Genomic DNA, 22,828 nt, shown 5'->3' with positions numbered 1-22,828 from the left:
GTGTTTCGGGGCAGCAGCGTCGGGTGTCGATCGCGTTTACTGTGATGCACGCCATGGAAGCTCAAGGAAACCTCAAGTAACAATCCCGAATCAAAGGTTCCCGAATTCGTTCTCCTCCGATTCACTGGTCCGACTCGTGCGCCGCTCGATTACCGCTCGTGCGAGAACCGCTCCCCACGGCTCAAAGGAAATCCGTTCCATGACTTCGCAGCCGAACCAGAAGACGGCCGGACCGGCCGCCGGCGGCCACGGCCTACAGGCCGGACTCAAGAACCGCCACCTGTCCATGATCGCCATCGGCGGCGTCATCGGCGCCGGGCTCTTCGTCGGGTCCAGCTCCGGTATCGCCACCGCAGGACCCGGCATCCTCCTGTCGTACGCCCTCGTCGGCACGCTCGTGGTGCTGGTGATGCGGATGCTGGGTGAGATGTCCGCGGCCAACCCGACCTCCGGGTCGTTCTCCGCCCACGCCGACCGCGCGCTCGGGCGCTGGGCCGGGTTCTCCATCGGCTGGCTGTACTGGTTCTTCTGGGTGGTCGTGCTGGCGGTCGAGGCGACCGCCGGTGCGGCGATCCTGGAGGGGTGGATACCGGCCGTTCCGCAGTGGGGATGGGCCCTGATCGTGATGGTGGTGCTCACCGCCACCAACCTCGTCTCCGTCGGCTCCTACGGCGAGTTCGAGTTCTGGTTCGCCGGGATCAAGGTCGTGGCCATTGCCGCGTTCATCGTCGTCGGCGGGCTCGCCATCTTCGGGCTCCTGCCGGGCGTCGACAGCTCGCAGGCCGGGCTGAGCAACCTCACCGACCACGGCGGCTTCCTGCCCCACGGCGCCGGCGCCATCCTCACCGGTGTGCTGCTCGTCGTGTTCTCCTTCATGGGCAGCGAGATCGCCACCCTGGCCGCCGGTGAGTCCGAGAACCCGCAGCGGGCGGTCACCAAGGCCACCAACAGCATCATCTGGCGTGTCGCCGTCTTCTACCTCGGCTCGATCCTCGTCGTGGTCTCCCTGATCCCGTGGGACAGCAAGTCCATCGCCAAGGACGGCTCCTACGTCGCCGCGCTCGACTCCCTGGGCATCCCGCACGCCGGTCAGATCATGAACTTCATCGTGCTGACCTCGGTGCTGTCCTGTCTCAACTCCGGCCTCTACACCGCCTCCCGCATGGCCTTCTCGCTCGGCCAGCGCGGGGACGCGCCGAAGTCCTTCGCGCGGACGACCGGCAACGGTGTGCCGCGTACGGCGATCCTCGCGTCGGTCGTGTTCGGCTTCGTCGCCGTGTTCTTCAACTACAAGTTCCCGGACTCCGTCTTCCTCTTCCTGGTCAACTCCTCCGGTGCGGTCGCCCTGTTCGTGTGGCTGGTGATCTGCTTCTCGCAGCTGCGCATGCGGAAGATCATCCAGGCCGAGGCGCCGGAGAAGCTGGTCGTGAAGATGTGGCTGTACCCGTACCTGACCTGGGCGACGGCCGCGCTGATCGTGTTCGTCCTCGGCTACATGCTGACCGACACCGAGCACGACGGCCGCAAGACCGTGCTGCTGTCGCTGCTGGTGGCCGCGGTCGTGCTGGTCGTGGCCTTCGTGAAGGAGAAGGTCGGCCGGGGGCGCCCCGCGGACGTCGAGACGGCTGCCGTTGCGGACGCGCCGCGTGACGAGGTCAAGACCGGCTGACCCGCTGACCCGCTGACCTGACGATCTGCCGGGGTGGCCGGCCGCCTCGGCCGGACCGGGGTCGTGGGTTCGAGGGGCCTTCGGAACGCGTGTGCGTTTCGAAGGCCCCTCTTCTCGTGTGCTCACAGCACGGTGAAGGTGTCCTTCACCTTCTCGTACGTCTTCAACGCCTCCGTCTCGATGTCCGGCCGGTACCACGTGTTGATCTGGTACGACTTGCCGTCCACCGTGAAGCCCAGCAGCCGGGCGTGCCAGGGGTCGTCCTGGAGCGTGAAGGTGTACTCCCAGACGACCGCCGGGTGCCCGCGGAACGTCGTCCGTTCCAGGCGGATCTTGCGGTACTGCCGGCCCTGCTGGGCGTTCTCCTCCGACTTCTGCCAGGAGTCCATCAGGTCGTCGCGCGCCAAGGACGACTTGGCGGCGAGTTCCTGTTCGGCGTCCGGTGACGTGTAGTGCACCTCCGACCCGGTCTGGACGTCCCGCCGCCAGCCCTCGGGCGGCACCCACGCGAACCCGCCCGCCTCCCTGCGCGATCCGGGCGGCAGGCTCTGCGGCCTCGATGTGCCCTCGACCGTGGACGACGGGCCGGTGCCCGGGGATGTCGCGGTGGAGGAGGACCCTGAGGGTGCGGAGCCGGAGTGATCGTCTCCGGGTGACCCTGGGTCGGTCGCCAGGATGACCGCCACGACGGCGCCTGCGGCGACGATTCCGACGGCGGCGACCTTTCCGGTACGGCGCCGGGGGTGTCGGGGGTGTTCCGCCGGGACCGCGGGGCCGGGGAGTTCGCCGGGTGGCATCGGGCCGGGTGGTCGGCCCCCGGGCCCGGGCCCGGAAACGTGCCCCGGATCGGGTACCGGCCGCCGCTCGGTCATCGCTTCGGCGCGCGCCAGGGAGACGCCGGGGCGGTGCGGTCGCGCTCCGCTGCAGTTGTCGGCCCCCGGGGCGGGTGAACGGACCTCTGAGCGGGGCTCCGAGCCCGCCTGGGAGGCGAGTCCGGTGGAGGCGTCGGGGGCGCGAGGGGGGTCTTTGGCCGGGGTGGGTGGGGGTGTGGGGGTGGGTGAGTGGTCGGAGGCAGGGGCGGGAGTGGCCTTGGCTCGCTCGTCTTTGGTGGGGGCCGAGAGCTGCGGCGGTATGGCGTCGCGTACGTCTTCCGGCTGACGAGGGTCGGGCGGGGGAGGGACTCGGGAGGGGGCCAGGTAGGCGGGGGTGGGCGATTCCCTCAACGGCTGGGGGCTCAGGGGGAGGTGGGGGGTGAGGGGGAGCTTCGTCGTCGCGGAATCGGGGCCATGTGGGGGCTGTGGGCTGGGCGCCGGTGCATGCGTCTGCCCGCGTTCGGGGGCGGACTCGGTGGCGGGTCCTCGCGTCTGCTCGGGTTCATGGAGCGATACGGCTGTCCGGTCCGGCTCGGGCGGTGGGGCGGGGTTGGGGTTGGGGGCAGGGTCGGCGTAGGCGTCGGAGCTGGGCTCGTGGTCGGGTTGGGGTTCGGGTTCCTGGCTGGAGCCAGGTTCGAGTTCCGGCCCGGAGTTGTGGCCGGGTTCCTGTTCACAGTCTCGTACGGGTTCGGGCGCGGGCCCACGTACAGATTCCGGCCCAGACCCAGGTACGGCCATATGCCCAGATCCGCGTACAGGTTCTGGCCCCGCCTCCGGCACAGGCCCGCCCGACAGCTCGGACTCTGACGCCGAACCGTTCGCCGGGCCCGGCTCCGGTGCCGGACCGTGCGACCACCCGGGCTCTGGTGCGAGACTGTCCGACGGCTCGGCACCAGGGAGGGCCTCCCCCACGGCCGCCTCATCCCAGGGCTCGGTTCCGGAGAGGGCCCCGCGCCCGGGCCCACGCTCCGGAGCTTGCCCCGCCCCTGTCGGCCCCGCCGCTCCAGGAACCAACGTCTCCCCGGGTCCCGGCTCCGGCTGTCCGCCCGAGTCCGGGACCAACTGCCCGCCCGCGCCCGGCTCCTGACGCCCAGCAGTCGGCCGTAGCCGCCCGGCCCCCGACTCCCGCGCCTCGGATTCCGCGCCCGATCCTGAGGCTTCCACCTCGGTCTCGGTGCCCCGGTACGCGGAGCCGGCCCCTGCCTCCGTACCGGACTCAGGACCCGCCGCAGTCTCCGTCCCCCAACGTTCAAGACCCGCCGCAGCCTCCGCGCCCTGACGCCCGGAGCCGGCCTCTTCCGCCGCTCCACCACGCCCGGTACCAGGGGCCGCCGTGCGGGCCGCACCCTCGACTCCCCGGCCCCCGAGCCCGGGAACGGCCCCAATCCCCGCTCCCCCACGCCCAGAACCACCCTCAGTCACCGGCCCCCCGCGCACCCCCGGCGCCCCCACAGAACCCCCTCCCCCTCCCCCTCCCCCTCCCCCGCCACCAAGCCCTCCCACCACCGGCATCGTCGGCGTAGGTGTCGGGAACGCCACCGGTTCCAGGGACGTCTCCAGGTCGTCCAGGCCGGGGCGGAGGGTGGGGTCCTTTTCCAGGAGGGCGGTGAGGATGTCGCGCAGGGGGCCTGCCGTGGGCGGGAGTTCGGGCTCCTCGTACAGGACCGCGTGCAGGGTCGCCAGGGTCGTGTCGCGGGAGAAGGGGGAGCGGCCGGCGAGGGCCGCGCTCAGGGTGGCGCCCAGGGACCAGATGTCGGACGGTGGGCCCTGGGGGCGGCCGGAGATGCGCTCGGGGGCCATGTAGTCGGGGGAGCCGACCAGCATGCCGACCATGGTGAGGGCCTTCGCGTCCTGGATCGCCGCGATGCCGAAGTCCGTCAGGACCACCCGGCCCCGCCCGCGCGCCCGGGTGGCCTCCGTCTCCACCAGGACGTTGCCCGGCTTGATGTCCCGGTGGAGTACGCCCCCGGCGTGGACCTGGCGCAGAGCCGCCAGCAGCCCCATGCCGATCCGGGCCGTCTCGCACGGGCCCAGCGGGCCCTCCTCCGCCATGATGCGTTCCAGGGAGCGGCCGGCCACCAACTCCATGACGATCCACAGGTGTTCGCCCTCGTCGACCACGTCGTAGACCCGGACGACGTTGGGGTGGTCGATGCGTGCCGTCGCCCGCGCCTCCCGCAGGGTGCGTTCACGGCGGGTGCGCGTGTCCTCGGGGTCGAGGCCGTCGATGCGCATCTCCTTGACGGCGACCAGCCGATCGAGCATTTCGTCGACCGCTCGCCACACACGCCCCATTCCCCCCTGGCCGATACTCTCGACCAATCGATAACGGCCCGTCACCAGTAAACCTGGAACACCGCCGTTCCTCTTTCTCCCCGCACCCCCCGCACTCCTCGCATCCCCCGCGTTTTCCATGTTTCCCATGTCGCCCATATTTCCCGGCAATCCGCTGCACCCCCCTCTACGCCGCATCGGACATTCGCCATTGAAACACAATGGTCACACTTCATGCCGTACCAGCATAGTGCGGAGAAATCTTGTGGTAACTCTTCAAGTACTGCGAATTCAGGCGCAGGCAAGGGGGACGAACATGAGTTCTCGTCGCACGACGGCCATCGCGGGATCGCTGGTCGCGACATCTTTCTCGGCAGTGCTGATCCTTTCCGCCACTGCCGGCGCGGACGACCAGGGTCCTGGCAGCAGCAAGGGGGGAAAGGTCATCGACGAGGCGCCGGCAGGGGTGAAACTGACGACTCTGCTGCCCGAAAAGATCTCGGTGGACAACAGTTCGCAGGAGACCGACATCACCGCCACGGTGAAGAACGAAGGGACGAAGGACAGCGGAAAGATCCAGCTTTTGGTCGTCGGTTTCGACGGCCTCACGGTCAAGAATGTCGAGGGCTGTTCAGCTATCGCGGAAGGCAGTCTTCCCGAGGGTTCGAACAGCGGATTCGCCTGCCCCATCGACAATCTCCCGGCCGGTGAGTCGAAGTCGTACGCCGTCGACGCGACCTACGACCTCGGCAAGGCCGGTCAGATCTGCCTCCCCGTCCAGACCGGCGACGGAAAGAAGACGTACTGGCAGCAGGGCCCGGTGCCGTTCGGTACGACGAACCCGTCGCCCGACGCCCCGGCCACCCCGCTGCTCCTCGGCACCGACAACAAGCCCGTCGCGCCCGGCGCCGACGAGCTGCCCAAGACCGGCCTCGGCCGGGACGTCCTGCCGCTCGGCGCGGCCGGCGCGACGCTGATCGCGGCAGGGGCGGCCGGGCTGTGGTGGTCACAGCTGCGGCGTCCCAGGCGGCCGCAGGAGGGCTGAGCAGCGCCGGCTGCCGGTGGGCGGCGACCGGGGTGCGGTCGCGTACCGTGCCCCGGTTCCCTGCCGGAAAACCTGACGGTGGTTGTCAGGTAATGCGGCCATCCTCGGTGCCATGAACGATGTGGACGAGGTTGCAGACGTAGCAGACGCAGAAGAACTCGCCGGGTTTCAGACCGGGTTCGCGCAGCGCCCCGACGTGGTCTTCGCCGCGTCCTCGGCCGATGACGTGGTCGCCGCCGTGCGGCACGCGGCCGACCGGAACCTGCCGCTCGGCGTCCATGCCACCGGGCACGGGCTGCCGGGCCCGGTCGAGGGTGGGGTCGTCGTCTCGACCCGGCGTATGGCCGGGGTCGTCGTCGACCCCGACGCCCGCACCGTCCGTCTCCAGGCGGGCGTCCGCTGGGGGCAGGTCGTGGCGGCCGCCGCGCCCCACGGGCTGGCTCCGCTGAACGGATCCGCCCCGTCGGTCGGCGCCGTCTCGTACACGCTGGGCGGCGGACTCTGCATCCTGGCGCGGGAGTTCGGCTACGCCGCCGACCACGTCCGCTCACTGGACGTCGTCACCGCCGACGGGCGGCTGCGCCATGTGACACCGGAGTCCGAGCTGTACTGGGCGCTCCTCGGCGCCGGACACGCCTTCGGCGTCGTCACCGGGCTGGAGATGGGACTCGTTCCCGTCCGCACGCTCTACGGCGGAGCCCTCGCCTTCGACGGGCGGGACGTTGGTCCGGCGGTCGCGCTGCGGGCGTACGAGGAGTGGACGCGGACCGTGCCCGAGGGGCTGACGTCGTCCTTCGCCGCCGTGCCGTATCCGGACATCCCGGCGCTGCCGCCACACCTACGGGGGCGGTACGTCCTCTCGGTGCGGGTCGCCTGGACCGGGGCCGACGGCGATCGGGTCGTGGCCCCGCTGCGGAGGATCGGGCCGGTGCTGTCCGACTCGCTGCGCGAGATGCCGTACGCCGAGAGCCACACCATCCACAGCGACCCGGACTTCCCGCACGCCTACTACGGGGACAGCGCGGTGCTGGGTGAGTGGGACCTCGACGCGGTGGCCGGTGTGCTCGCCCGGACCGGTCCGGAGGCCGCCGGTGCCATGTGCGTCGTGCAGGTCAACCATCTGGGCGGGGCGCTGGCCCGGCCCGCGCCGAACTCGGTGCCGTACCGCGAAGGGAGGTTCCTGGTGCGGTTGTTGACCATGGCGGACCGGGCGCGGGCCCGGGAGATCCTGGACCCCGCCTTCGCCCTGCTCGCACCCGTCACGCTCGGGCGGGCCGTCAACTTCGCCTTCGGGGCCGGGGATCGGGGCGAGGGGCTGTACGACGCGCAGACGTCGAAGAGGCTCGCCGGGATCAAGTCGCGGTACGACCCGGCGAGCCTCCTGCGAACCGGCTACGGCGTCAGCGGTTGAGCAGCTTCCAGGTGGTGGGCAGCGCGCCCATCGCCAGGGCCGCCTTCAGGGCGTCGCCGATCAGGAACGGGGTGAGGCCGGCCGCGATCGCGGCGGTCGCCGACATGCCGGTGGCCAGGGCCAGGTAGGGGACGCCGACGGCGTAGATGATCGCCTCGCCCAGCAGCATCGCGCCCGCGGTGCGCAGCGCGGTGCGGTCGGCGCCGCGGCGGGCCAGGGCGCCGACGACGGTGGACGCGAGGATCATGCCGAGGATGTAGCCGAAGGACGGGGCCGCGGCGCCGGAGGTGCCGTCCGCGAACCACGGCACGCCCGCGATGCCCGCCAGCGCGTACAGCGCGAGAGAGAGGAAGCCGCGGCCGGCGCCGAGGGCCGTGCCGACGAGCAGCACCGCGAGGGTCTGGCCGGTCACCGGCACCGGGGAGCCCGGCACGGGCACGGCGATCTGGGCCGCGAGGCCGGTGAACGCGGCGCCGCCGACGACGAGCGCGATGTCGCGCAGTCGGGAGGCCGGGATCAGGTCGGCGAGGACCTGCCCGGGGCGGGCGGGGGCGGCAGCGGCGGTGCTCATGGGGACTCCGCGGAGTGAGGGCGGTACGGGACGCTGTGACGCTATCCCAGGGGGTTTCGGTCCCTCACCGTCAGTGGTCGACAAAGGCCGGTTCGTGAGGTTGGTGGGCTTCGGACAAACGGTGGGTGTTACACCGGTCAGGGGGTGATGCCGGTCACTGAGGCAGGGATGTTCAGCTCACATGCCGGGGCGGGAGGCGACTGTAGGGACTCACCAAACGGGTCGCCCTGTGAGAAGTGAGCGTCTCGCCCGTCGGTCGCCGTCTGGGCAGCGGTGGGCCGTTTTGCTAGCTTCGAGCGCATGGTCGCCCAGTCCCTGAACTTCTCGTCGCGTCGCCACGTCGACCTGCGACGCGTGGGCACGGCCGTCTGTCGCCACCCGGGGTGAGTCGCCCTCCGGTGCTCCGGTACGACTCGCCCGCTCCCAGACGGCGCAAGTGTCGGACCGGCTCCCCAGGAAGTTCCCCATGCCCCGTACCGCGGCACCCACCCTCTCCTCCCCCATCCCTCGTATCGCCGACCGCGACCGGCGCCGGACGAGCGCCAGCGTCATCCTGCGGTCCGTGCTGGAGCACGGGCCGGTCGCGCGCAGCACCATCGCCCGGCTGACCGGACTGTCACCGGCCTCGGTGACCGACTACTGCGCCCGCTTCACGGAACTCGGGCTCGTCCGCGAGGCCGCGGCGCCCCGGCAGTCGGGTGGGGTGGGGCGGCCCCATGTGCCCATCGACCTGGACGACTCCCGGTTCGTGGTGGGCGGGGTGCATGTGGCGGTGCCGTACACCACCGTGGCGCTGCTCGATCTGCGCGGACGGGTCGTCGCCACACGGGAGTTGAAGCACGCGGGGGCGACGGATCCGTACGGCGTCCTCGCCCGCGCCGCCGACGGGCTGGCCGCGCTGCTGGCGGCGGCGCCGGGCAGTCGGCCGCTCGGCGTCGGCGTCGCCGCGGGCGGCTGGGTGGACCGGGACTCCGGGACCGTCGTCGAACACCCGCTGCTGGGCTGGCGCGACGTGCCGGTGCGGGAGGTGCTCGGCGCGCACACCGGGCTGCCGGTCCATGTGGACGGGCACGCGCGGGCGTTGGTGAACGCGGAGCGGCTCTTCGGGCGGGCGCGCGGCAGCGGGAGCGTGCTGCATCTGTTCGTCGGGAACGTGGTCGACGCGGCGTTCGCCACGCACGACGAGGTGCATCACGGCCCCCGCTCCCAGGCCGGCACGATCGCCCATCTCCCGGTACCGGGCGGCAGCGAGACCTGCGAGTGCGGGCGGGTCGGCTGCCTCCAGGTGGAGCTGAGCGAGCGGACGTTGTGCCGGCGGGCGCGGGCGGCCGGGGTCGTCGACGGGACGAACCCCGTGCATGTCCTGCGCGCGGCGGCGGGCGGGGACCCGGTGGCGGTGCGGCTGCTGACCGAGCGCGCGCGGATGACCGGGCGGGCGGTGGGGCTGCTGCTCGACGTGCTCAACCCGGAGGTCGTCGTGGTCACCGAGATCGGCGTCCTGAGCCGGGAGGACTGCCTCGGCGCGCTGCGCAACGCGGTCGGTGCGGAGCGGGCGGCCGCGGTCGTGCCGTCGAGTTTCCCGGATTCCGTCCTTGCCGTGGCCGGTGGTTCGGTGGCGCTGGACGTGCTCTACCGGGATCCACTGGCCGCGTCACCTGAGGCTATTTAATTCAGAAACTCGGAATGTTGACAGGGGCCACCGATGACCGGGAACATCCTGCTCATGAGCCTGTTCGTGAGCTGTCGCACCCTTTGTTGCTGACACGTCGCCGCGTGTGAAGCGCTCATTTCCTCCTGCGTGAACTCCCTTTTCCTGACTTTCGCCTGCCCGGAATTCCGCATGCGCTTTTCCCTCACCTGCCTTCCGATCACTTCGGCCTACGGAGTCCTGCCATGCCCTCTCTGCCTGCCCCGGGTGTCGACCGCCGCCTGTTCCTGACCTCGCTGCTCGGTGTCACCGCCGCCGGACTCACCGGCCTCACCGGCTGCGCCGGCAGCGCGTCCGCCGACAGCGAGGGCGCCTCGACCGCCCCGCTGGCCACCAAGGTCCCGGCCGGTACCAGCCTGAAAATCGCCTCGTTCCAGAACGCCCAGCAACTCCAGTTCAGACTGGCCGAGTTGGGAGACCCTCCTTTCAAGATCAGCAACTGGCTGAACATCGGCGCCGGGCCCGATGTCATCAACGCCTTCCGGGCCAAGTCCCTGGACCTCGCCAACAACGCGGGCATTCCGCCGATCCAGGCGTACTACCAGGGCTTCGACGCGAAAATCGTGGCGATCAACATCACCCGCAGGCCCAACTACCTGTTCGCCACCAAGCCCGGCAGCGACATCCGGTCGGTCGAGGACTTCCGGGGCAGGCGGCTGGCCTTCTCGCAGGGGCAGGCGCAGGGCGTCGTCCTGCTGCGCGCGCTGAAGAAGGCCGGCCTGAAGTACGACGAGGTGGAGCTGGTCCCGCTGACCAGCAACCAGTTCCTCACGGCCCTGCAGTCCGGCCAGGTCGACATCGCCCCGCTCGGCAACACCCAGGCGCCCGCCTATCTGACGCAGTACGGGTCCAAGGGCGCCCGCACCATCACCACCGACGTCGTCGACCTGCTCAACCTGCTGTGGGCTCCGGTCCCGGTGCTGAACGACCCCGCGAAGGCCGCCGCGATCGCCGCGTACATCCCGCTCTGGGCCAGGAGCCAGGTGTGGACGTACGAGAACCCCGACGTCTGGAACCAGGAGTTCTACGTCAAGACGCAGAACCTGACCCTCGCCCAGGCGCAGGCCATCACCGAGCTCGCCAACAAGCCGCTGTTCCCGCCGAGTTGGGACGAGGCGATCAAGTGGGAGCAGGAGACCGCGGATCTGCTCGCGGAGGGCGGCTTCGTGAACCAGTTCGACGTCGGCGAGCTCTTCGACCACCGCTTCGAGGGCATCGCCGCGAAGTCCGTACCGGCCGAGTACCGGAAGTGACCGCCATGACCACGACCACCCTGCACAAGGCCGCCGTCGTCGTCGCCGACGAACGGCCCCGCGAACGCCGCCGCGGGCTCGCGCCCGGCAAGCGCCTGCCCGCCGCCCGGCTCGCCGGGCCCCTGCTGGTGCTCGCCCTGTGGGCCCTCGCGTCCGCCGCCGAGGCCCTCGACCCCGCCGCGATCCCCGCGCCCTGGACGGTGGTGGAGACCGGCGCCCAGCTGTGGACCGACGGGACGCTGGTCACCGACATCCTCACCTCGCTCCAGCGGGCCGCGTCCGGCTTCGCGATCGGTCTGACCGCCGGCATCGTGCTGGCCCTGGCCTCCGGGCTCACCCGCACCGGAGAGGCCCTGATCGACGGCACGGTCAACCTCAACCGGGCCATCCCGACGCTCGGTCTGATCCCGCTGTTCATCCTCTGGCTGGGCATCGGCGAGACCTTCAAGATCGCGATCATCGCCATCGTCGTCTACATCCCGATCTACCTCAACACCCACGCCGCCCTGTCGGGCATCGACAACCGGTTCGTCGAACTCGCCGAGGTGCAGGGCCTGTCGAAGCCGCGCTTCATCCGGGAGATCGTCATCCCCGGCGCGCTGCCCGGGTTCTTCGTGGGACTCCGGCTCGGCGTGACCGGCTCCTGGCTGGGCCTGGTGGTCCTGGAGCAGATCAACGCCACCAGCGGCCTCGGCTACATGATGTTCCAGGCCACGAACTACGGCCAGTCGGACGTCATCCTCGTCGGCCTGGTCGTCTACGGCGTCTTCGGCCTCATCTCGGACAGCACGGTCCGCCTCATCGAACGGAGGGTGCTGTCGTGGCGCCGCACACTGAGCAGCTGACCCGTCCCGCCGTCCAGCTGCGTTCCCTGACCCGCTCGTTCGACGGACGTGTCGTGCTCGACGGCATCGACCTGGACATCCCCGCCGGCCAGTTCGTGGCCCTGCTGGGGCACAGCGGCTCCGGCAAGAGCACCCTGCTCAGAGCGGTCGCCGGGCTCGACCACGAGGTCGCCGGCAGCGGGCAGCTCAGCGCGCCGCAGCGGGTGTCGGTGGTGTTCCAGGACTCACGGCTGCTGCCGTGGCGGCGGGTCCTGGACAACGTCCTCCTCGGGCTCGACGGCAAGGACGCGGAGCGCAAGGGGCGCGAGGCCCTCGAAGAAGTGGGGCTGAAGGGCCGCGAGCGCGCCTGGCCGAGCGAGCTGTCCGGAGGTGAGGCGCAGCGCGCCGCACTGGCCCGCTCGCTGGTGCGGGAGCCGGAGCTGCTACTGGCCGACGAGCCGTTCGGGGCGCTGGACGCGCTCACCCGGATCAAGATGCACAACCTGCTCCGGGAGCTGTGGGAGCGGCATCGGCCGTCGGTGCTGCTGGTCACGCATGACGTGGACGAGGCGATCGTGCTGGCCGACCGGGTGCTCGTGCTGGAGCGGGGGCGGGTCGGGGTCGACCTGGCCATCGATCGTGATGCGCGGGCGCGCGGGGAGTACCGGGGGCGGCTGCTCGCGGCGCTGGGCGTGACCGAGGACGTCAGGTGAGCGCTGGTCGCCGCCGGGGCTCGGGCGGTCCTCGCCCCCGCCGCCCCCACCCGTCCCATCCCTGGGGGCCGCGCCCCCGGACCCCCGCTCTCGGCCCGAAGGGCCTCGTCCTCAAACGCCGTACGGGCTGAAGAGTCCGGACCGGCGCTCATACGGCACCCCGACCTTCCATCCCTGAAGGACACCCATGGCCCGGCAACTCCACCTCAACGCCTTCCTCATGAACACCGGCCACCACGAAGCGTCCTGGCGGCTCCCCGAGAGCGACCCGTACGCGCACGTGTCCCTGGCCCACTACGTCAACCTGGCCCGCGTCGCCGAACGCGGCACCTTCGACTCCCTCTTCCTCGCCGACGGCCCCCAGCTGTGGAGCAACCTCGCCCAGCGCCCGGCCGGTGCCCTGGAGCCGCTCACGCTGCTCACCGCGCTGGCGACCGCCACCGAGCACATCGGCCTCATCGCCACCGCCTCCACCTCCTACAACTCCCCCTACAACCTGGCCCGCAAGTTCGCCTCCCTCGACATCATCAGCGGCGGCCGGGCGGGCTGGAACATCGTCACCACCGCCGGTGCCGAAGCCGCCCGCAACTTCGGCCTGGACGCCGAGCCGGCGCACGCCGAGCGGTACGCCCGGGCCGGCGAGTTCCTGGACGTCGCCCTGAAGCTCTGGGACAGCTGGGAGGACGACGCGATCACCGGCGACAAGGCGGCCGGCGTGTGGGGCGACGACGCCAAGATCCATCCGCCGCGGCACAGAGGGACGTACTTCAGCGTCGAGGGCGCCCTCAACGTCCCGCGCACACCGCAGGGTTACCCGCTGCTGGTGCAGGCGGGGTCGAGCGAGGACGGAAAGGGCTTCGCCGCCCGGTACGCGGAGGCGGTGTTCACCGCGCAGCAGACGATCGAGGACGCGCGGGCCTTCTACGCCGACCTCAAGGCACGTACGGCGGCGGCCGGTCGCGATCCCGAGCACATCAAGGTGCTGCCCGGCATCGTGCCCGTGCTCGGCTCGACGGAGGCCGAGGCGCGGGCGGCCGAGCGGGTCCTGGAGGACCACATCGTGCATGTGCACGGCGTGGACCGGCTGGAGAGCCTGCTGCAACTGGAGCCGGGGACCCTGGAGCTGGACGCCGAACTCCCCGCCGACCTGCCGCCCGAGGACGCCATCGAGGGCGCCAAGAGCCGCTACACGCTCGTGGTGGAGCTGGCCCGACGCGACCGCCTCACCGTGCGGCAGCTCATCGGCAGGCTCGGCGGCGGCCGCGGTCATCTCACCTTCGCCGGTACGCCCGAGCAGGTCGCCGACGCCATCGAGACCTGGTTCACCCAGGGTGCCGCCGACGGCTTCAACATCATGCCGCCGGTGCTGCCCTCCGGCCTCGACGCCTTCGTCGACCACGTCGTCCCGATCCTGCGCGCCCGCGGTCTGCTGCGCGGCGCGTACGGCCCCCGCCAGACCCTGCGGGAGCGCTACGGCCTCCCGCGCCCCGCCAACCAGTACGTCACCCCCGCCCCCGCACCCGCTCTCGTCTGAAAGGCCCCCCTCATGTCCCTCGACATCCAGAAGGTCACCGCTCACATCGGCGCCCGCGTCTCCGGCGTCGACATCTCCCGGCCGCTCGGCGAGGAGACGGTCGCCGCGCTCCGCGAGGCCCTCAACACCCACAAGGCGCTCGTCTTCGACGACGTGAACCTCGACGACGAGACCCATCAGACCTTCGTCCGCCAGTTCGGCGACGTCACCACCGCCCACCCGACGGTCTCCTCCGTCACCGGTGTCCCGAACGTCCTGCCCGTCGACAGCGAGCGCGGCCGTGCCGCCAACAACTGGCACACGGACGTGACCTTCGTCCTCAACCCGCCGCAGGCCACCACCCTGCGCAGCATCACGATCCCGCCGTACGGCGGCGAGACCCTGATCGCCAGCTCGGCGGCCGCCTACCGCCAGCTGCCCGAGCCGCTGCGGAAGCTGGCCGACGGCCTGTGGGCCGAGCACACCAACGACTACGACTACGCCGTGCCGGACGAGGACATCGACGACCAGCAGGCCGCCCAGCGGGCCGAGTTCACGTCGATCAAGTACCGCACGGTCCACCCGGTGGTCCGGGTCCATCCGCTGACCGGTGAGCGGGGCCTGTTCATCGGCGGGTTCGCGCAGCGGATCGTGGGCCTCTCGCCGGGCGAGTCCCGCAAGATCCTCGACCTGCTCCAGGCGTACGTCACCCGCCCCGAGAACGTCCTGCGCCACCGCTGGTCCGAGAACCAGCTGGTCGTCTTCGACAACCGCATCACCCAGCACTACGCCATCGACAACTACGACGGGCTGCCGCGCCGGCTGCACCGGGTGACCGTCGCCGGTGACGTGCCGGTCGGCATCGAGGGCAAGGCGAGCTACTCGATCGAGGGGGACGCGTCGCACTACACGGCCGTCGCCACCCCTGCCGCCGCATAGCCACCGCGTAGCCGACGCGTCACATACAGTGCGGCGAGTGTCCGCATACTGGGCAGCCTCTCCTTCTGAGCGGAGAGGCTGTCCAGACTGTGGGCGTTTTTTGCCCTCTCACGCATTGGACGAGCCGCGCCCATGCCCAGCACCTCCACGGAGACGCCCGCGAAGGCGGACGGTGTCTCCCCCGGACTGAACCACGGCCTCAAGCAGCGTCACCTGTCGATGATCGCCCTCGGCGGTGTCATCGGGGCGGGCCTGTTCGTGGGCTCCGGCGCCGGTATCGCCGCCGCCGGCCCGTCGATCGTCATCGCCTACGTCCTCTCCGGCCTCCTCGTGATGCTGGTGATGCGGATGCTCGGCGAGATGTCGGCCGCGTACCCGTCCTCCGGCTCCTTCTCCGCGCACGCCGAGAAGGCGATCGGCCCCTGGGCCGGGTTCACGGCCGGGTGGTCCTTCTGGGTCCTGCTCTGCACGGCCGTCGGCCTGGAGGGCATCGGCGCCGCGAAGATCGTCACGACCTGGCTGCCGCATACGCCCGAGTGGGCGTGGGTGGCCCTGTTCATGGTCGTCTTCTGCGGCGCCAACCTGGCCGCCGTGAAGAACTTCGGCGAGTTCGAGTTCTGGTTCGCGGCGCTGAAGGTCGGCGCGATCGCCCTGTTCCTGGTGCTGGGCGGGCTGGCGATCGCCGGCGTCCTGCCGGGCACGGACGCGCCGGGCACCGCGCACCTCACCGGTGAGGGCGGCTTCTTCCCGAACGGCAGCGAGGGGCTGATCATCGGCCTGCTTGCCTCGGTCTTCGCCTACGGCGGCATGGAGACGGTCACCATCGCCGCCGCGGAGTCGGAGAACCCGGTCAGCGGCGTGGCGAGCGCGGTGCGCACGGCCATGTGGCGCATCGCCCTCTTCTACATCGGCTCGATGGCGGTCGTCGTCACCCTGGTCCCCTGGGACTCCGAGGAGGTCGTCGCGAAGGGCCCGTACGTCGCCACCCTCGACCACCTCGGCATCCCCGGCGCCGGCCAGGTCATGAACGTGGTGGTCCTGGTGGCCCTCCTGTCCGCGATGAACGCCAACATCTACGGCTCCTCGCGCATCGCGTACTCGCTCGTCCAGCGCGGACAGGGGCCCGCTGTGCTGGGCCGTGTGTCGGGCGGCGTTCCGCGCGTCGCCGTCCTCGCGTCGTCTGTGTTCGGCTTCGTGTGCGTGGTGCTGAGCTACTGGCGGCCGGACGACGTCTTCCCCTGGCTGCTGAACATGATCGGCGCGGTCATCCTCGTCGTCTGGATCTTCATCGCCGTCTCCCAGCTGCGCCTGCGGCGCCGCCTGGAACGGGAGGCCCCGGAGAAGCTGGTCGTGCGGATGTGGGCGTTCCCGGTGCTGACGTGGGTGGCGCTGGCGGGGATGGCGACGATCTTCGTGCTGATGGCTCGGGAGCCGGATACGCGGGTGCAGTTGTACTCGACCGGGGGGATGACGGTGTTCCTGGCGGTGGTGGGGTACGGGTGGCAGAAGGCGCGTGCCAAGGGCTGATCACGGTCGGCCCTCGGCTTGCCACTCGGTGAGCCACGCACGGTTGCTCGCGACGAGCGGGTGCTCGGGACCGAGCGCCCGCTCCCGTCGTTCGATGACCTCTTCGAGCGCCGCGACGGCATCGGTCCGCCCCAGCCCGTGAGCGACCCGGGCCGTGAGGCACAGGGCGGCGATGGCCTGGGGATGATCGGCGCCGTGCAGCCGGACCAGGTCGGCCAGCACGCCACGGGCCAGAGGCTCCGCCTGCTCGAACCGTCCCAGCGCCCGCAGGCTCTCGCCGTACTCGTGGCGGACCGCCACCGTCGTGGGGTGGTCCGCGGGCAGCTCACGTTCACACACGCCGAGGAGCCTGGACGCCTCGGTCTCCAGTTCCCGCTCCCTGCCGGTCACGGCCAGGAGTGCCAACAGGCTCTTCCACGTGTCCAGCGTCTCGAGTGAGTTCTCCCCCAGCAGGCGCCGCTGCCCCTCGATGGCGCGGCGCGCGAAGCGCTCGGCGTCCTCGGGCCGGCCGAGGACGCCGAGCGGTTGCCGGATGTTGCGGCAGCTGCGCAGCGTGTCCAGGTGGTCGGGGCCCAGGACACGTTCGCGGTGGGCGATGACCGTGCGGAAGAGGGCCTCGGACTCGGCCCAGCGGCCCGCCCACATCAGTGCCTTGGCCCGCGCGTCCTGGGCGTCCAGTGTCACCGGATGCACGACGCCGAGGGCTTCCCCGGCAACGTCGACCACGTCGGAGGCCAGGGCCAGGGCGGCTGGTATGTCCCCCGACTCGTGGACCGCGCGAACCACCCGTACCGCCAGTACGGCGGTCCGTTCATCGGGTGCCGCCGTCAACAGGGCCATGGCGTGCGGCACCAGCAGAGTGAGGTTGCCGCGCCTGACGGGCGGCTGGGGCAGGGCGGCTTCCAGCATGGCGGCCGCCACCTCCGCGAGGTCCGGCCGGCCACTCTCCGGCACCCCGGCGGCCACGCTGTCCAGCAGAACCCCGTGCGCGTGTACGCATCGCACCCCGTCCACCTCGACCAGTTCGGCCAGCGAATGGTCGAGAAGACCGCGCAACGCGGGTTCCAACTGCCCTGCCGACAAGGGAGGCACCAGCCCATCGACCCCGACCTGTCCCCGGGCCAGCTGCGCCAGCACGCTCAACGGCACCGGATCCGGCGCCAGGAACGACAGCAACCGCAACAGCGTCGTCGCCTCCGGCAGCCCCTGCTCGGTCAGGGCGTCCAAGGACAACTGCCAGGTCCGGCCGACCAGCTGACGTGACTGCCCGCTGCCGTACCCACGGGCCCCGCCGTCGACGATGGACGTCGATTCCTCGTCGAGCTTGCGGTCGTACTCGTCCATGGACCACGACTCCAGCAGCTGGTGGGCGAGATGGGAACCGGCCAGGGTGAGCGCGAGGGGGAGACGGCCGAGGCGCTCGGCCACCTTGCGCGCCGATTCCAGATCGCCCGCGTCGGGCGCCAGGTCGCACAGGACCTGGGCCGCGTCGTCCAACGGCAGCAGCCCGAGGCCATGACGGGTCACCCCCGGCCCCCGCCACAGTGGCGAGGTGGCATGCCGCGTGGTGACCAGAACCGTCCCCCGGGGGCTGGTACGCAACCACGCCCCGTCCTCCAGCACGGTCGGATCGTCGGCGTTGTCGAGGACCAGCAGCCAGGGCGCGGCGGAGTGGTCGAGGTAGTGCCAGACGAGGTCGGCCGCCGCGCGCTGTCCGGCCGCGGCGGCGGCCAGCTCACCGGCGGCCGCCCCCCGGTCCCCCGCCACCGCCAGCATCCCGGCCCGCAGGGACATCCGCTCGGAGGCGTTGACCCAGAAGCCGACCCGGCCGTGTGCGCGTACGGCCTCGGTGAACAGCCAGTGCGCGAGTGCCGTCTTGCCGCAGCCGCCCATGCCGTGCACGACGTGGGCGTCGCCGCCGGGGCCGGCGAGGGCCGTAGAGAGCGCGTCCCGCAGTTCCTCGCGGTTACGGAGGATGCCCGGCGGGCGCCCCACCAGCGGAACGCGCACCGAGTCGGGCGCGAGCGGCCCGGCGTGACGGGCCGGCGGCTCCGGGCCGAAGAGCGGTGTGGCACCGGCGTCGTAATGGTGGTGGTGCTCCTGGATGTACTGGTCGCCGGACGTCTGGAAGATCCGCCCCTGTCCCGAGGCCCGCGCGCCGAGTTCGCTCATCGTTCGGTGATGTGCTGGTCGCGGCCGGCCTGGTAGACCCGGCCGCGGCCGGAGGCCTCCGCGCGCAGCCGGACGTCCACCGAGGGCCGCGCGTCGGGAAGCTGCGGGTTCAACTCCGCGAGGATGCGGCGCAGTTCGTCGGCGACCTCGGGCCGCGCGAGGAGCAGTCGGCGGACGCGTGCCTGCCACTCGGCGGTCAACTCGGCCTCGGTGTCCGTGTCGTCGGACGCCCGGGCGAGGAGGAGGTCCTCCCGGGTGGCCTCCAGCTCGCCGCCGACGGCCTCGGCGCGGGCGGGCTGGAAGCGCTGCCAGAGGGCCACCACGCCGTCCCGGGCGGATTCCCATGCCTGCCCCGCCATCAGCGCCACCACCGTCGTACCCGCCGTGCGGGCGAGTTCGGCGATCTCGGGTCCCATGACACCCCTCTCCACGAGTGCCGATAGTAGAGCCCGCTGACCTGGCGACGCATTCCCCATTCGCACGCCCGGACGGACACTTCCCCTCTCCTGCTGCTAGCTTGTTGTTGCAAGATATTTGCAACAAGAGCTCTGAGGGGACCCTTCATGCCCGTCTACACACTCCCGGAACTGCCCTACGACTACTCCGCGCTCGCGCCGGTGATCAGCCCCGAGATCATCGAGCTGCACCACGACAAGCACCACGCGGCGTACGTCAAGGGAGCCAACGACACGCTGGAGCAGTTGTCGGAGGCGCGGGACAAGGAGCAGTGGGGGTCGGTCAACGGACTGGAGAAGAACCTGGCCTTCCATCTGTCCGGGCACATCCTGCACAGCATCTACTGGCACAACATGACCGGTGACGGCGGCGGCGAGCCGCTCGCGGCCGACGGTGTGGGCGAGCTGGCGGACGCCATCGCCGAGTCGTTCGGGTCCTACGCGGGCTTCAAGGCGCAGCTCACCAAGGCCGCCGCGACCACGCAGGGTTCCGGCTGGGGCGTGCTGGCGTACGAGCCGCTCAGCGGGCGCCTGATCGTCGAGCAGGTCTACGACCACCAGGGCAACGTCGGCCAGGGCTCGACCCCGATCCTGGTCTTCGACGCCTGGGAGCACGCCTTCTACCTGCAGTACAGGAACCAGAAGGTCGACTTCATCGACGCCATGTGGGCCGTCGTCAACTGGCAGGACGTGGCCCGGCGTTACACCGCCGCCAGGTCCCGCGCCGACGTGCTGCTGCTCGCTCCGTGACGAGCCCCGAGCGTCCTGCCTCGTGATCGTCTTCTCACCTTTCACGCACGGCAGGCGGAATGACGGAAGCCCCCGCGAGGACGTGACTCGCGGGGGCTTCCCCGTGCCGGAAGGGCGGGCGTCCGGGCGGGCGTCAGGGCTTGCGGCCCAGGGCGCCGTGCTGGCCGATCGGCAGGGGCTCCTCGCCGCCCGGCTCGGGGTGCCACAGCGGGACGGAGACGAGGCCGGGCTCCACCAGGTCCAGGCCCTCGAAGTAGGCGGCGATCTGGTCGACGGGACGCAGGAAGTACGGGACCGCGCCGGTCTCGTTGTAGGCGTCCTGGGCCTGCTCGTAGGCCGGGTCGGTACCGCGGGAGCCCTCGTTGAGGGAGAGGTAGCTGCCGGAGGGCAGGCCGGCCAGGAGACCGCGGACGATGCCGCGGGCCTGCTCGTAGTCGGCGACGTGACCGAGGATGCCGCTGAGGATCAGGGCCGTGGGCCGGGAGAGGTCGAGGGTCCGGGAGGCCGCCTGAAGGATCTTCTCCGGCTCGTAGAGGCTCAGGTCCTCGTACGCCGTCACACCCTCGGGCGTCGAGGTCAGCAGGGCACGGGCATGGGCCAGGACCAGCGGGTCGTTGTCGACGTAGACGATCTTCGACTCGGGGGCGAGGCGCTGGGCGACCTCGTGGGTGTTGTCGACGGTGGGCAGGCCCGTGCCGACGTCGAGGAACTGCCGTACGCCCGCCTCCGTGACCAGGTACCGGATGCTGCGGCCCAGGAAGGCACGGCTGCTGCGGGCGATGGTGACGATGCCGGGGAAGACGGCGGTGTAGGCGTCACCCGCCGCCTCGTCCACGGGGTAGTTGTCCTTGCCGCCCAGCCAGTAGTTCCAGATCCTGGCCGAGTGGGGTACCGAGGTGTCGATCTCCGTCATGGGCACATGGTGCTACGAGACGTCCGGCTCGCACGGCACATTGAGGGAGAGAAGTGCGGCGGATCCGTCGGATTTCATGCGGAGTTCGCTGATCGCCGCGTTCCGCAACCGGGGGAACACTCTGCGGTACTCCCCGGCCGGGATCGACAGCAGGGTGCACAGCACCAGCCGGAAGAGCGTGTTGTGGGCGACCACGAGGACCCGCTCCCCCGGGTGCGCGGCGGCGATACGGCGTAGCGCGGCCGCACCGCGTTCGGCGGCGGCGGCGGGGTCCTCCGCGTCCGGGAACGGATGGGCCACCGGGTCGGTGCGGAAGGCCGCCGCGGCAGCCGGGTCCTCGGCCGCGAACTCCGCGAGCGTACGGCCCTCCAGCACGCCGAAGTCGCATTCGCGCAGCCCGGGTTCGCGGCGGGGGGTGAGCCGAAGGGCCCGGCAGGCGGGGTCGGCGGTGATGACCGCCCGGGACACGGGCGAGGTCCAGATCGCGTCGACCGGGTGGGCGGCGGCCCAGCGGCCGAGGGCCTCGGCCTGGGCGCGGCCCGTGTCGGTCAGGGCCACGTCGCTGATCCCGGCGTAGCGGTTCTCGGCGTGCCAGATCGTCTGCCCGTGCCGGGCCAGCAGCAGCGTCGTACCCCTGCTCGCATCAGTGCTCGTGCTCATGACTGCGCAGTATCCCCGTCCAGGCGGGCCAGCGCGTGCGCCGCGACCGGGGGCGGGAGCCAGCCCCGATTGGTCAGTTCGTCGACCAGGCGGGCGTACGGCTCGGCGAAGCGGGCGGTGCGGTCGGGGCGGGGCTCGACGGTCGTGCCGATGCGGACCATGCGCTCGGCGGCCGCCGCCAGATCCGGTGCCGCGCCCGCGCCGTACGCCGCCAACGCGGCCATCCCCAGGGCCGGTTCGGTCTGTTCGGGGACGCGGGCCGGGCGGCCCAGGACGTCGGCGCGCAGCTGGTTCCAGTACGGGCTGCGGGCGGCGCCGCCGGTGAGGGTGAGGGGGCCGTCGAGAGGGGCGCCCAGGTGGTGCAGGTAGTCCAGGCACAGGCGTTCCGTGAAGGCGACGCCCTGGAGGAGCGCGGCCCACAGGTCGGCGTCCGACTCGGGTTCGCCGAGGACGAGCGCGAAGGCGTCCGGGGCCAGGAACGGGAAGCGCTCACCGGGGGACACCAGCGGGTAGGTGATCGCGCCGGCCGGCTCATGGGCGGCGGCCAGCTCGTCCATGGCCGCGGGGTCGGCGCCCGAGAACGCCGCCGTGAGCACGCCCGCGCCCACACTGGAGGCACCGCCGGGCAGCCAGCTCCCGTCCGGCGCACGGTGGTTGTAGACCACGCCGGTCGGGTCCCGGACCGGGCTGGCGGACGCGCCCTTGAGGACGAGCGTGGTGCCGAGCACCGAGTTCCAGGAGCCGGGGCGCAGGGCGGCGGAGGCGATCTGGGCCGCGCAGCCGTCGGTCATCCCGGCGAGGACGGGGGTGCCGGCGGGGATGCCGGTGGCCTCGGCGGCGGTCGCGGAGACCTCGCCGAGGAGGGTGCCGGGGCGGACCACGTCCGGGATCGCGGTGTCGGACAGGCCGAGGCGGGCCAGCATGGACGGCCAGGCGTCGCGCTCCAGGTCGTAGCCCGTCTTCAGGGCGTGGCTGGAGTCGGCCGGGGGCAGCTCGCCGGTGAGCAGGGAGACGACCAGGTCGGGCTGGTGGGTGATCCGACCGTGCCCGTACTCCTCGGCCAGCCACAGCGCCTTCGGCAACGCCCAGGTGTCCTGCACCGCGAGCCCCGCCATCCTCGCCCGTGCCGCCTGCGCCGTGGCGCGCCCGTCGTCGTACATCAGCGCGGGGCTCATCGGCCGCCCCGCCCCGTCCGTCAGCAGTACGGTCCCGGACGTCCCGCACACCGCGAGCCCGCCGACCCGTACCTTCGAGCGGCCCCGCAGCGCGGCACGCGACGCCGCGCACAGGGCCTCCCACCACTCCCCCGGATCCTGCTCGTGCCGTGCCCCGTCCCGTCGCCCGCCGAGGGGGGCCGAGCCGCCGCCGAGGAGGGTGCCGTCCCCGGTGACCAGCAGGACCCGGACGCTCTGGGTGCCCAGGTCGATCCCCAGCCATGCCTCGCCCTCGAAGTGCTCGTGCACCATCCGGACCTCCCGTACATCGCGATCCGAGTCGTGAACTTCTCACTCTGCACTGAGATTTTCCCGTGCGCGAGGGATTGACGCCCAACTTCCGCC

The 22,828-nt window shown here is 71.5% G+C and carries 17 protein-coding genes and 1 pseudogene; 11 read left to right on the top strand and 7 right to left on the bottom strand.

Going from position 1 to position 22,828, the window contains the following annotated elements; genetic code table 11:
- Positions 1-199: 199 nt before the first annotated feature.
- Positions 200-1,669, top strand: a complete 1,470-nt coding sequence (locus ACFU95_RS28015; protein WP_383832609.1) for an amino acid permease — start codon at positions 200-202, stop codon at positions 1,667-1,669.
- Positions 1,670-4,056: 2,387 nt separating this feature from the next.
- On the opposite strand, the pseudogene ACFU95_RS28010 reads toward ACFU95_RS28015, so the two are convergent.
- Positions 4,057-4,884 (bottom strand): annotated as a pseudogene (locus ACFU95_RS28010) (serine/threonine-protein kinase); the annotation flags it as partial.
- Positions 4,885-5,131: 247 nt separating this feature from the next.
- On the opposite strand from ACFU95_RS28010, the gene ACFU95_RS28005 reads away from it, so the two are divergent.
- Positions 5,132-5,860 (top strand): hypothetical protein, encoded by a 729-nt coding sequence (locus ACFU95_RS28005; RefSeq protein ID WP_383832607.1) that lies wholly within the window; start codon positions 5,132-5,134, stop codon positions 5,858-5,860.
- Between the two features lie 112 nt (positions 5,861-5,972).
- Complete coding sequence (locus tag ACFU95_RS28000; protein WP_383832605.1) at positions 5,973-7,271, top strand: FAD-binding oxidoreductase; 1,299 nt, start codon at positions 5,973-5,975, stop codon at positions 7,269-7,271.
- Here ACFU95_RS28000 and ACFU95_RS27995 read toward each other — a convergent pair.
- The gene (locus tag ACFU95_RS27995) at positions 7,261-7,842 is read right to left on the bottom strand and encodes a biotin transporter BioY (protein WP_383832603.1); all 582 of its coding nucleotides are present in this window, start codon (positions 7,840-7,842) and stop codon (positions 7,261-7,263) included. The genes ACFU95_RS28000 and ACFU95_RS27995 overlap by 11 nt on opposite strands.
- A gap of 466 nt (positions 7,843-8,308) precedes the next feature.
- Between ACFU95_RS27995 and ACFU95_RS27990 the strand changes: the two genes are divergently transcribed.
- From ACFU95_RS27990 to ACFU95_RS27960, 7 genes are all read left to right on the top strand, one after another.
- On the top strand, positions 8,309-9,511 hold the full coding sequence (locus ACFU95_RS27990) for an ROK family protein (RefSeq protein ID WP_383832601.1): 1,203 nt from the start codon (positions 8,309-8,311) through the stop codon (positions 9,509-9,511).
- Positions 9,512-9,735: 224 nt separating this feature from the next.
- Positions 9,736-10,803 (top strand): ABC transporter substrate-binding protein, encoded by a 1,068-nt coding sequence (locus ACFU95_RS27985; protein WP_383832599.1) that lies wholly within the window; start codon positions 9,736-9,738, stop codon positions 10,801-10,803.
- On the top strand, positions 10,800-11,648 hold the full coding sequence (locus tag ACFU95_RS27980) for an ABC transporter permease (RefSeq protein WP_383832597.1): 849 nt from the start codon (positions 10,800-10,802) through the stop codon (positions 11,646-11,648). The genes ACFU95_RS27985 and ACFU95_RS27980 overlap by 4 nt, the downstream gene beginning before the upstream one ends.
- Complete coding sequence (locus tag ACFU95_RS27975) at positions 11,624-12,340, top strand: ABC transporter ATP-binding protein (RefSeq protein ID WP_383832595.1); 717 nt, start codon at positions 11,624-11,626, stop codon at positions 12,338-12,340. Before ACFU95_RS27980 ends, ACFU95_RS27975 begins: the two co-directional genes overlap by 25 nt.
- A 187-nt stretch (positions 12,341-12,527) precedes the next feature.
- Positions 12,528-13,874, top strand: coding sequence for an LLM class flavin-dependent oxidoreductase (locus ACFU95_RS27970; RefSeq protein WP_383832592.1), 1,347 nt, complete (start codon positions 12,528-12,530; stop codon positions 13,872-13,874).
- 12 nt (positions 13,875-13,886) lie between these two features.
- The gene (locus tag ACFU95_RS27965; protein ID WP_383832590.1) at positions 13,887-14,792 is read left to right on the top strand and encodes a TauD/TfdA dioxygenase family protein; all 906 of its coding nucleotides are present in this window, start codon (positions 13,887-13,889) and stop codon (positions 14,790-14,792) included.
- 132 nt (positions 14,793-14,924) lie between these two features.
- Positions 14,925-16,319 carry an amino acid permease gene (locus tag ACFU95_RS27960; RefSeq protein ID WP_383832588.1) on the top strand — a complete coding sequence of 465 codons (1,395 nt, stop codon included), beginning with the start codon at positions 14,925-14,927 and terminating at the stop codon, positions 16,317-16,319.
- On the opposite strand, the gene ACFU95_RS27955 is transcribed toward ACFU95_RS27960, so the two are convergent.
- Positions 16,320-18,491, bottom strand: coding sequence for a tetratricopeptide repeat protein (locus ACFU95_RS27955; RefSeq protein ID WP_383832587.1), 2,172 nt, complete (start codon positions 18,489-18,491; stop codon positions 16,320-16,322).
- Complete coding sequence (locus ACFU95_RS27950) at positions 18,488-18,907, bottom strand: hypothetical protein (protein WP_383832585.1); 420 nt, start codon at positions 18,905-18,907, stop codon at positions 18,488-18,490. Before ACFU95_RS27950 ends, ACFU95_RS27955 begins: the two co-directional genes overlap by 4 nt.
- 147 nt (positions 18,908-19,054) lie before the next feature.
- On the opposite strand from ACFU95_RS27950, the gene ACFU95_RS27945 reads away from it, so the two are divergent.
- Entirely contained in the window at positions 19,055-19,696 is a 642-nt protein-coding gene (locus ACFU95_RS27945; protein WP_383832583.1) for a superoxide dismutase, read from the top strand.
- 133 nt (positions 19,697-19,829) lie between these two features.
- Here the strand turns inward: ACFU95_RS27945 and ACFU95_RS27940 are convergent, their stop codons facing one another.
- The 3 genes from ACFU95_RS27940 to ACFU95_RS27930 are packed head-to-tail and all read right to left on the bottom strand — an operon-like array spanning position 19,830 to position 22,735.
- A complete protein-coding gene (locus tag ACFU95_RS27940) occupies positions 19,830-20,609 on the bottom strand; it encodes an SAM-dependent methyltransferase (protein WP_383832581.1) in 780 nt (259 codons plus the stop codon).
- Between the two features lie 12 nt (positions 20,610-20,621).
- Entirely contained in the window at positions 20,622-21,269 is a 648-nt protein-coding gene (locus ACFU95_RS27935; RefSeq protein ID WP_383832579.1) for a histidine phosphatase family protein, read from the bottom strand.
- Positions 21,266-22,735 carry an FGGY-family carbohydrate kinase gene (locus tag ACFU95_RS27930; RefSeq protein ID WP_383832577.1) on the bottom strand — a complete coding sequence of 490 codons (1,470 nt, stop codon included), beginning with the start codon at positions 22,733-22,735 and terminating at the stop codon, positions 21,266-21,268. Before ACFU95_RS27930 ends, ACFU95_RS27935 begins: the two co-directional genes overlap by 4 nt.
- Positions 22,736-22,828: the final 93 nt, after the last annotated feature.

Origin of the sequence: Streptomyces sp. NPDC057623, from assembly GCF_042800355.1 — a bacterium.
Taxonomy (GTDB): domain Bacteria; phylum Actinomycetota; class Actinomycetes; order Streptomycetales; family Streptomycetaceae; genus Streptomyces.
This window is presented reverse-complemented; position numbering and strand designations above follow the sequence as displayed.